Origin of the sequence: Leisingera sp. S232 (assembly GCF_049800895.1) — a bacterium.
Taxonomy (GTDB): domain Bacteria; phylum Pseudomonadota; class Alphaproteobacteria; order Rhodobacterales; family Rhodobacteraceae; genus Leisingera.
Window position 1 is genome coordinate 35,358 of record NZ_JBNAFX010000029.1, and the last position, 10,752, is coordinate 46,109.

General features: G+C 62.5%; 5 protein-coding genes. 4 read left to right on the forward strand and 1 reads right to left on the reverse strand.

Annotated features, from left to right (window positions below):
- The first annotated feature begins 86 nt into the window (after positions 1-86).
- Together ACP151_RS16000 and ACP151_RS16005 are read left to right on the forward strand one after the other, a co-directional pair.
- The gene (locus tag ACP151_RS16000; RefSeq protein WP_424979902.1) at positions 87-521 is read left to right on the forward strand and encodes a hypothetical protein; all 435 of its coding nucleotides are present in this window, start codon (positions 87-89) and stop codon (positions 519-521) included.
- Positions 518-1,468, forward strand: coding sequence for a glycosyltransferase (locus tag ACP151_RS16005; RefSeq protein ID WP_424979903.1), 951 nt, complete (start codon positions 518-520; stop codon positions 1,466-1,468). Before ACP151_RS16000 ends, ACP151_RS16005 begins: the two co-directional genes overlap by 4 nt.
- 167 nt (positions 1,469-1,635) lie before the next feature.
- Here ACP151_RS16005 and ACP151_RS16010 read toward each other — a convergent pair whose 3' ends face one another.
- Positions 1,636-2,388: a WecB/TagA/CpsF family glycosyltransferase gene (locus tag ACP151_RS16010; protein WP_424979905.1), complete on the reverse strand. Its 753-nt coding sequence runs from the start codon at positions 2,386-2,388 to the stop codon at positions 1,636-1,638.
- Between the two features lie 191 nt (positions 2,389-2,579).
- Between ACP151_RS16010 and ACP151_RS16015 the strand changes: the two genes are divergently transcribed.
- Positions 2,580-4,043 carry a hypothetical protein gene (locus tag ACP151_RS16015; RefSeq protein ID WP_424979906.1) on the forward strand — a complete coding sequence of 488 codons (1,464 nt, stop codon included), beginning with the start codon at positions 2,580-2,582 and terminating at the stop codon, positions 4,041-4,043.
- A 259-nt stretch (positions 4,044-4,302) separates the two neighbouring features.
- Positions 4,303-10,752: a type I polyketide synthase gene (locus tag ACP151_RS16020; protein WP_424979919.1), complete on the forward strand. Its 6,450-nt coding sequence runs from the start codon at positions 4,303-4,305 to the stop codon at positions 10,750-10,752.

The window sequence follows — 10,752 nt, forward strand, 5'->3', positions numbered from 1 at the left end:
CGAAAGGCAGCAGATGCTTGCAGACCGCGGCAGAAGCCTGCAAGCTTGCTTCAAGGGACATCGGCCAGACACAGGACAGCGACAGAGTGGGCAGAACCTTCACCCAAAAACAGGCAAACCGCGCCAGTTTCCGCGCCTATGCGGCGGACCTGTACCGCATGGAGCACTGGTGCCTGTTTTCCGACATGGATGAACCGCTCGATTTCGAAGGCCGTGAAACCGCCGGGCTGACCCGTTACCTGACCGGACAAGACGATACTGCGTTTCAGGCCGAAATGCTGGAGATGTTTCCCAACGGCCCACTATCCGAGGTTGCGGGCCAGTCTTATGCCAATTCTGTGCAAAGCTTCCGCTTCTCGGACATCAGCGCCGCCCGGGCAGTGGAATACACGTCTGAGAGCACAGGTTTTGCCTACTACTTGCGCCAGAACACCCTGCCGCAGGCCAAAGGCCGGATGCTGTCTGACGGCCCTCGCCAGTCGCCAGAGTACCGGGCCTTTCTTGCCGGAGCAACTGCATGAGTTCCGCCGCCATTGCTGCCGTGGTCATTGGCCGGAACGAGGGCGCGCGTCTGATCCGCTGCCTGCGTTCTCTGCAAGAGCAGGTTCAGCAGCTGGTTTACGTGGACAGCGGCTCCACCGACGGCTCGGCGGCCGTCGCACGGGATCTGGGCGCAGAAGTCGTGGACCTGGATCTCAGCCAGCCTTTTACCGCTGCCCGCGCCCGCAATGCCGGGCTGGCAGCGCTGCAGCCCGGGATCGCATTTGTGCAGTTCGTGGATGGCGACTGCGAGGTTGACCCAGACTGGATCGCCACTGCGGCGCAATTCCTGCAAGCACACCCGAGGATTGCAGCGGCCTGCGGGCGGCGGCGGGAACGGTTTCCCCAGGCCTCTGTCTATAACCGCCTGTGCGATGCGGAATGGGATACCCCGGTCGGCGAGGCCCAGGCCTGCGGCGGCGACGCGCTGATGCGGGTGGCCGCGGTTTACACTGTCGGCGGCTACCGCGGCGGGCTGATCGCAGGCGAAGAGCCGGAACTGTGCCTGCGGCTGCGCCGCGCGGGCTGGCAGGTCTGGCGGCTGGACGCAGAGATGACCTTGCATGATGCGCAGATGCTGCGTTTCAGCCAATGGTGGAACCGCAGCCGCCGCGCTGGCCACGCCTTTGCCGAAGGCGCCGCACTGCATGGCGCCGGACCGGAACGCCACTGGGTCACGGAAACCCGCCGCACGCTGATGTGGGGGGCTGTCCTGCCTGCCGCCATTTTGATGGCCGGGCTTCTCAGCCCTTATCTGCTGCTTGCGATGGTGATCTATCCGGCCCAAATCCTGCGCCTGTCCCGGAAGATGGGGTTTGAACGGGCGCTGTATTCCTTGCTGGGGAAATTCGCAGAGGCCACCGGTGCTCTGGAGTTCTATTGGCGCCGCTGGCGCGGCACTGCACGCGGGATATTGGAGTATAAATAACCGTCTTCCGATGGGGGCTTTGCCCCTCTTGGCCTTGCGGCCAATTCACCCCAGGATATTTAAGGCCAGAAGAAAACTGGGGTTCTAATTCTTCTGGCTGCAAATATCCCGAAACGCGCGGCAGGACCCCGCCTCCCCTGTCGGCACACAGACGGCAAGTGGCGTGTTCAGCGCGCTCGGATGCGCCAGGCGACGTAGATTTGGCGTGGCAGTATTGCCAGGCATTTGCCGTAGCGCGGCAGCAGCCGTACCGGATTGGACAGCGCCCGCCACAGCCACTCCATCGCAATGGCGCGGACCCAGGCAGGTGCACGTTTCTGGTGGCCGCCCAGGAAATCCAGCCCGGCGCCGACCGAGGCGAACCCAACGTGAGGCGCCATGCGGCGGCCGCGCTGAGCCAGGCGTTCTTGCTTCGGGGCGCCGAGCGCCAGGAAACACAGGCACGGGCCTGTTTGGTCCAGCCTGTGCAGGATCTGATCGCCTTCGCTGCCATCCGGATCGAAACGGCCGGAAGGCGCATGGATCCAAGCGATTTCCAGACCCGGCACCGCCGCCGTCAGCGCTGCTTCCGCATCTTTCAGTGCCTCTTGGGTGCTGCCAGCCAGAACCACCGGGACAGCGGCTTGCGCTGCCAAGCGGCACAGCGGCAGTACCATGTCGGAACCGGGCATAAGCTCCACCCGGCGGCGGGCAATCCATGACAGCCACACAATCGGGCGGCCATCCGCCACCACCAGGTCCTGCGCCTGATAGGTTGAAAGAAACGCCTCTGCTTCCTGCATCTTGACCAGGTGGTCCAGGTTCACCGTTGCCAGCGCAAATCCCTGCTTTGTCGCAAACCGGGCGCGAATCTCGGCCTCCAGCATCGCCTGCGCGGGCATGTTCACCGCAACCCGGCGGCCGTGCAATTCGAAAAACATGGCTCTCCCCGTTTCGTTCCGGACCGTCATACCGCCGCCGCCACCGACAGGCCAGCCTGCGCAGGCCGACGCATCTGCTGGCGTGGCATAGCTGCACTCTGTTTACCTGTTCTTTGAAATCCGCGCGACAGCAGGGTCTGCAACAGCTAAACTTTGATGCAAATACAAGGGAACTGAAGGAGCTCGGGGCATTGCCCAACGCTTTGGCCTATTTGATGCTGTTGGCCTGGCCACTGGTCAGCCTGATCCTGTTCCGGCGCCTGCCGCTGGAGCGGGCTATTCTATGGTGCATCATCGCAGGCTATCTGCTGCTGCCGCCACTGGCCGAGTTTGACCTGCCGCTGGTGCCCGATATGGACAAGTTTGCTATCCCTTCAGTGATGGCTTTTCTGTTGTGTGCGTGCGTGCTGCGCAAACCGGTTCCGCTGCTGCCGCGTCACCCGGCAGCCAAGCTGCTGACGCTCCTGTTTGTCTTTGGCGTCATTCCTACCGTTTTGACCAACGGCGAGCCGATCCTGTTCCGCCGGATCGCCAATTCCGATCCGATCATTTTTCTGACAGATCAGCTGCCGGGGCTGCGCTGGCGCGACCTTGGCTCTGTCATCATCAACCAGATGATTGTTCTGATCCCGTTTCTGCTGGCCCGCCGCTACCTGTCCACACCGGATGCCCAGCGTGAACTGCTGCTGGCACTGATGATCGGCGCGCTGGCCTATAGCATCCCATCGCTGATCGAAATCCGCTTCAGTCCGCAGATCAATGTTTGGGTTTACGGATTTTTCCAGCATGATTTCAGCCAAATGATCCGCCAGGGCGGTTTCCGCCCCATCGTGTTTCTGCCTCATGCCTTGTGGCTCGCATTCTTAATGACGTCGGCCGTGCTGGCAACCGTTGCGCTGGCCCGCGGGTCGCACGGCAAGGACAGGCTGTGCCTTGCGCTCGCGGCGGCATATCTGTTTGCGGTGCTGGTGCTGTGCAAAAGCCTGGCCTCACAGGCATATGCCTTGGCCTTTACACCTGTGATCGCGCTGGCGCCATTGCGCTGGCAACTGCGGGTGGCGCTGCTGCTGGGGGGGATTGCAGTGGCTTACCCAGTGCTGCGCAACACAGGATTGGTTCCAACGGAGGCATTGGTGGCCCAAGCGGAAGCAATCAGTGCTGAACGTGCCCATTCGCTGAACTACCGTTTCGAAAACGAAGCACAACTGCTGGCGCGGGCCGCTGAAAAAACGTGGTTTGGATGGGGCGGATGGGGCCGCAATCTGGTGCGGCATGAGGAAACCGGGCAGATTCTGTCGATCCCGGACGGACGCTGGATTATCGTTTTCGGCACATTCGGCTGGCTGGGTTATATCGCTGAGATGGGGCTGCTGACGGTGCCTCTGCTGCTGCTGGCCCAGGCGGCACGACGCGCGCCCAGGGGCAATGTATCGCCATATGCCGCGCCGATCGCCCTGATCCTGGCCGCGAATTTGATGGATATGCTGCTGAATGCAACGCTGCTCCCGATCACTTGGATGTGTGCCGGATCTTTGCTGGGCTATGCAGAAAGATTGCGTTACCCGGGCTTGTTCGACAGGAAACCCGCGCTATTTGGCGGCGCGCAGGCACTGGTGACAGGCATAGCCCGGCCGGAAGAGCGCAGCATTCTATGATGCCGCAATCTTTCCACTTTTGCGGCCAAAATTGACGCAAAGCGTCCATAGGACAGCCGCATCGATTGACGAAAGTACATTTGAGTTCTTCCGGCCCTGCACAACTGATGGGGATCTCCGCCGCAAGGCCGGACCAGCCGCTGGGGAGAACCCTGGCACCAAAATTCACCCCGCCCGACGGGCTCTGCCATTTCTGCGAAGCGGACTGGCAGGGGGTGCCGGGCTGTTTGCGAAGGGTCAGTGGGGCCAAGTATTGACGATACAGGATGAGACATCTGCAGCCGCGAGCGCTGCCGGAGATATTGCAGCCGGAGACATTGCGATTGTCGGGCTGTCCGTGGATGTGCCGGGTGCAGGCACTGCCGAAGCCTTCTGGCAGAACTTGCGCGCTGGCATCGAGTCCATCGATGTGCTGGACCATGAAACGCTCCTGGCAAACGGCGAACGCGCCTCTGTCCTGGCTGATCCGAATTATGTGCCTGCCACTGCCCCATTGCAGGCTTTTGATGAATTCGACGCTGAGTTCTTTGGCTTCAGCCCGAAAGAAGCCGCCATCCTCGACCCACAGCACCGCAAATTCCTGGAAGTGGCGTGGTGCGCAATGGAAAACGCGGGCCATCCGCCTGAAAGCATTGCAGGCCCGATCGGCGTTTATGCGGGCTGCGGCATGGGCAGCTACTTCTACTTCAACATCTGCTCGAACCCAGGCCTGGTTGATGACGTGGGTATGTTCCTGCTGCGTCATACAGGCAACGACAAGGACTTCCTGTCGACCCGCGTCAGTCACGTTTTTGACCTGCATGGGCCATCGGTCAATGTGCAAACCGCCTGCTCCACCTCGCTGGTTGCGGTACATTGCGCCTGCAAAGCCTTGCGCGAAGGCGAATGCGATATGGCGCTGGCCGGCGGCGTGACCATTGAGCTCCCGCAAGGGCGCGGCTACCTTTATAAAGAAAACGAAATCCTGTCGCCTGACGGCCACTGCCATGCTTTTGATCACCGGGCACAAGGCACCGTTTTTGGCTCTGGCGCCGGGGCGGTGGCATTGCGGCGGCTGGAAGATGCGGTTGCTGATGGCGACCACATCTGGGCTGTGATCAAAGGTTCAGCCATCAACAATGACGGCGCCGACAAGGCAGGCTATCTGGCACCCTCTGTCGGTGGTCAATCGGCAGCGGTGCAGCAAGCGCTGCAGGCCGCAGGCACCCCGGCAAACACGATTGACTACGTTGAATGCCATGGCACCGGCACCTACCTGGGCGACCCGATTGAGGTCTCAGCCCTGACAGACGCCTACCGCGCCACCACCCAGGACACCGGTTATTGCCGCATCGGCTCAGTCAAGACCAATATCGGCCATCTGGACACTGCCGCCGGTGTCGCCAGCCTGACCAAGACTGCGCTGGCGCTGCACCACAAGGAAATCCCGCCATCACTGGGGTACGAGGCTCCGAACCCAGCGATTGATTTCGACACTTCGCCCTTCAAAGTAAACGCCGCCCTCACCCCATGGACCCCGCATAAAGGGCCGCGCCGGGCCGGCATCAACTCGCTGGGCGTCGGCGGCACCAACGCGCATGTGATTCTGGAGGAAGCGCCAGAGCGTGCGCCCTCCGAGGAAAGCGATTTCCCATTCCAGATCCTTTGTGTTTCCGGCCAGTCCAAGGCGGCGCTGGACGCCAACACGCAGGCACTGGCGGAGTATCTGAAAGCCAACCCCGAGGCTGATCTCGCCGATGTGGCCTACACCCTCAAGGAAGGTCGCCGCGGCTTTGCCAAGCGTCGTGTTCTGGTCGCCGAAACACCGGGCGACGCGGTTGACCTGATCGCGGAGAACGACCCGCGCAAGGTCTTCACCCACGACCAACTGGGCAGTGCGCCCGAAGTGGTTTTCATGTTCCCCGGTGGCGGCGCACAATATGCGGGCATGGCGCGCGACCTTTATGAGACTGAGCCGGTCTTTGCCGACTGGATGGACCGCGGGCTGGAACATCTGCAACAGAGCCTGGACTATGATATCCGCGCCATCTGGCTGCCGGAAGAAGGCCAAGAGGACGCGGCCAATGCCAAGCTGCAGCAGCCGTCGGTGCAGCTGCCGCTGATCATGATCGTCGAATATGCTTTGGCGCAGTTGTGGATCAGCTGGGGCGTGAAACCCGCCGCGCTGGTTGGCCACTCCATGGGCGAAAATACCGCCGCCTGCCTGGCTGGTGTAATCAGTTTCGAAGATTGCATCGAATTGGTGCTCCTGCGCGGCCGCCTGTTCGACACGGTGCCTGCGGGCGGTATGCTGTCCATCGCCCTGCCCCTTGCCGAAGTTGAAGAAATCATCGGTGATGATCTGGACATTGCCAGCGTCAATGCGCCCTCGCTCACCGCTGTATCCGGCCCGCAGGGCGCGCTGGACCAGCTTTCTGCCGATCTGACCGCGCGCGAGGTGGAGCACCAACGCATCCAGATCGATATCGCCGCTCATTCCCGGATGCTGGATGGTATCCTGCAGGAATACGGCGATTTCATCCGCTCGCTGAGCCTGTCTGCACCCAAACTGCCAGTGATTTCCAACCGCTCCGGCGCCACTCTGACCGCAGAACAGGCCACCAGTGCGGACTACTGGGTTGGACAGCTGCGCAACACGGTCCGCTATGCGGACTGTATCGAAACGCTTTCGAAAACCCCAAACCGCGTGTTTCTTGAAGTCGGTCCCGGCAAGGCGCTCAGCGCGCTGGCACAAATGTCGCCCGCGGTTCAGCCCGGTCAGGTCCTCAGCTCTCTGCGCCATCCCGATCAGCAGGTGATGGATGACACGTACTTCTTTGGCGTCATTGGCCGCCTTTGGGCCTGCGGGCTGGAGGCCGACTGGCAACAGATCTGGGGTGACGCACGCCGCAACCGTTTGCCGCTGCCTGGTTATGCGTTCCAGCGCAGCCGTTACTTCATCGAACCTGGCAAGCCCGCAATAAAAGAAGAAACCACACCCGAACGCCGCGAAGACATCAAAGACTGGGGCTACCGCCCCGCCTGGCGCCCGCAATTCGCCAATTGCAGCCTGGACCTGCCCCAAGAGCTGGACCAGGAACTGCACAGCTGGCTGATCTTTGAAGATGACACCGGCCACGCCGCCCGCGCAGCAGAGCGTCTGGAGGCCACCGGCCATACTGTTGTGAGGGTACGCCCCGGCGACACCTATGCGCAGCTTTCGCCACTGTCCTACATTCTGCCGCCGGAACAGGGCCGCGCGGCCTACGGCGCCCTGCTGGCTGATCTGTCTGAGGCCGGATTGCTGCCGGACCGCATCGCTCATTTCTGGCTGGTGACAGAGGGCGAGACCTTCCGTCCAGGCTCCTCCTTCTTTGATCGCAATCTGGAGATGGGTTTTCACGCCCTCACCGCGCTGGCGCAGGAGTTGGGCAATGCAGATTTGCCCGCCCCGGCGCATCTGACCGTCTTCACCACCGGCGCGGCACAGGTTCGAGACGAGGCGCTGCCCTACCCGGAAAAAGCAATGATCGCAGGCCCGCTGGGGGTGATCCCGCGCGAGCTGCCGGGGCTGACCTGCGCCACTGTCGACATCGAACTGCCGCAGGTGCCGAAAGGCCTGTTTGCCCGCCGCACTCCGGTGCAGACAGGCATCACTCTCCGGCTGCTGGAAGAGTTGATGGCAGAGCCTGAAAACCTGTCCGCCGCCTGGCGCGGGGAGAAGCGGTTTGAGCTCAGCTGGCGTCCGCAGCCGCTGCCCGCTCCGGAAACACCACCGTTCAAACAGGGCGGCCACTACCTGATCACCGGCGGCTATGGCGGCATTGGCCTCACCATTGCGGGCCATCTTATGCAGGGTTATGGCGCCAACGTCTCGCTGATATCCCGCGATGGGCTGCCTCCGCGCGAAGATTGGCAGCGGTCTCTGGCCAGCCACAGCCCGGCCAACCGCACCGCCCAGCGCATCCGCGCCGTCATGGCGCTGGAGGCGGATGGCAAGGGCCGCGTGCTGCCGCTGGCCGCCGATGTCTGCAACAGCGGCGATTTGCGCATTGCCCGCGAACAAGCCGAAGCGGCCTTTGGCCCCATCACCGGTGTCATACACGGGGCCGGCGTCATTGATGACGGCCCGCTGCTGGCAAAGGATGGGGATCAGATCGCACAGGTTCTGGCCCCCAAAGTCAGCGGATTACGCGCATTGGACGCCGTGTTCCCGGATGGAAGCCTAGAGCTGATGGTGCTGTTCTCATCCTCCTCCACCGTGACGCGGCCTGCAGGTCAGGTGGATTACATCGCTGCCAACGAATACCTTAACGCCTGGGCCAAGCACCGTGCCGGCGGGCAGACACAGGTCACCGCCGTAGACTGGGGCGTCTGGGCCGATACCGGCATGGCGGCGGATGCCATGGCTGGCCGCAACTCGACTGCAGGCGCCAGCGAACCTGAACCTTGCCCCCAGCCGCTGCTGCAACAGCAAGCCTTTGATGCCGCAGGCAATCGCATTTTCACTCCCCGTTTCAGCACCGCGGACTGGCTGCTGGATGAGCACCGCACAGCGGACGGCACTGCCTTGGTGCCCGGCACCGGATACATCGAAATGGCCGCCGAGGCGCTGGCAGCCATTGGCGTGCAAGATCCCTTCGAAATCCGGGATCTCTACTTCCTGCGACCGTTGATCGCCGACCCAGGCAGCCCGCGTGGTACACTGGTAAAGCTAGAAGCTAATGAAAATGGTTATGAACTGTTTGTTTACTCGGAATTTACAAATGGTTACGGTTTGAACTGTCAGGCAATGCTGGCCTTACAGGCGGCGGCAGAACGCCCCGCCCCCCTTAACCTTCAAACGATTTTCACCCGATGCCCAAAAGAGCAGGCGCCTGAGCGCGGGCGCCTGCGTTCGCTGCAGGAGGCGCATCTGAATTTCGGCCCGCGCTGGCACGTGCTGAACCGCGCCGCATTGGGCGATAGCGAAGGACTGGCAGCTTTGTCTCTGCCGCAGGCGGCAGTCCAGGATGGCTGCCTGCTGCATCCAGGTCTGCTGGATCTGGCCACCGGCTGGGCGATGAAGCTGATTCCGGGCTACGAAGGCAGCGCGCTGTGGGTACCAGTGTCCTACGCGACAATCCGGGTATTTGCGCCTCTGACAGCTGACATCTTCAGCCACATGCGGCTTTCTGGAACCCCTGAAAACGGCTCTGCCGCCTTTGATGTGACCATAACAGATGCAGACGGCGCGGTCCTGGTGGAGATCGAGAACTTCCGGATGCAGCGCCTGGCGGGCGGTTTCGACACCGCAGCGGAACAGGGCCAACAAGATGCCACGGCCTCGCAGCTGGGCCTGGAACCTGCCGGCAGCCCGCAGCCGCTATCGCCAGAGGAACGCCGCCTGCAACTGAACATCTCCAATGGCATCAAAGCAGAGGAAGGCGGCCCGGCGCTGGTGCGCGCCTTGGCCTCCGGCTTGCCGCAGGTTGTGGTCTCCTCGCTGGACCTGCTCGCGCTGATTGCCCAGGCGGACCAAAGCACACCGGCGAAGGCAGAGGCACAGACCTTTGACCGGCCTCAGCTTGACACCGACTATGTCGCGCCCCGCAACCCGGTACAGGAGCAGCTGGCCCAGCTGTTTGCCTCGCTCCTTGGTGTCAGTCAGGTCGGGATCGAAGACAGCTTCTTTGACCTTGGCGGCCATTCCCTGATTGCTGTGCGGCTGTTTGCCCAGGTGAAACGCGCCTTTGACGTGGAGTTCCCGCTGTCGGTCCTGTTCGAAGCTCCCAGCGTTGCCGCCTTGGCGGAACGGATCATCGAACGCAGCGGCGGCGGCGTGTCCGCAGAGCCAGGCGATGCACCGCAAGCGGCAGAAGACAAGCCGCAGCACACCCATCTGGTGCAACTGCATCCGGGTGATGGCACCGGGCGGCGGCCCTTCTTTCTGGTGGCGGGCATGTTCGGCAACGTCTTGAACCTGCGCCACCTGGCGCTGCTGGTGGGCAAGGACCGCCCAGTCTACGGGCTGCAGGCCAAAGGTCTGGTCGGCAGTGATGCCCCCCACGACCGGATTGAGGACGCCGCCCGCAGCTGCCTGCAGGAAATCCGTCAGGTGCAGCCAGAAGGCCCGTATCTGCTCGGCGGCTTCTCTGGCGGCGGCATCACCGCCTATGAGATGGCGCAGCAGCTGAAGGCCGCAGGCCAGGACACTGCCGCGCTGATCCTGCTGGATACTCCGCTGCCGGTGCGCCCTGCCCTGAACCGCAAGGACAAGGCCCTGATCAAGCTTGCGGAACTGCGCAGCAAGGGAGCTGCCTATTTTGCCGAATGGGTCCGGAACCGCATCGCCTGGGAATTTGAAAAACGCCGCACCAGACCAGCAGAAACCGGTGCCTTGCCTGAATTCAATAACCGCAAGATCGAACTGGCCTTCCGGGCGGCAGTGGAAGCATATGCGCTGAAACCCTGGGACGGCCCGTTCACCCTGTTCCGCCCGCCGCTGGACTGCAAGTGGCAGGTTTCAGGCGGCAACTGGATCAGTAGCGAGCGGGAATATGTCTTCCACGACAACGATTGGGCCCGTTGGGCGCCCGCCGTTGAAGTGGCCGAGGTGCCGGGGGATCATGACAGCATGGTGCTGGTACCAAACGTCAGCGTTCTGGCTGCGGGCGTCAAGGCGCGGCTGGATGCTGCGGACCGCAAGGCAGCGCCCGGGCCTGCCCGCACCATCCGAGCGGCGGAGTGA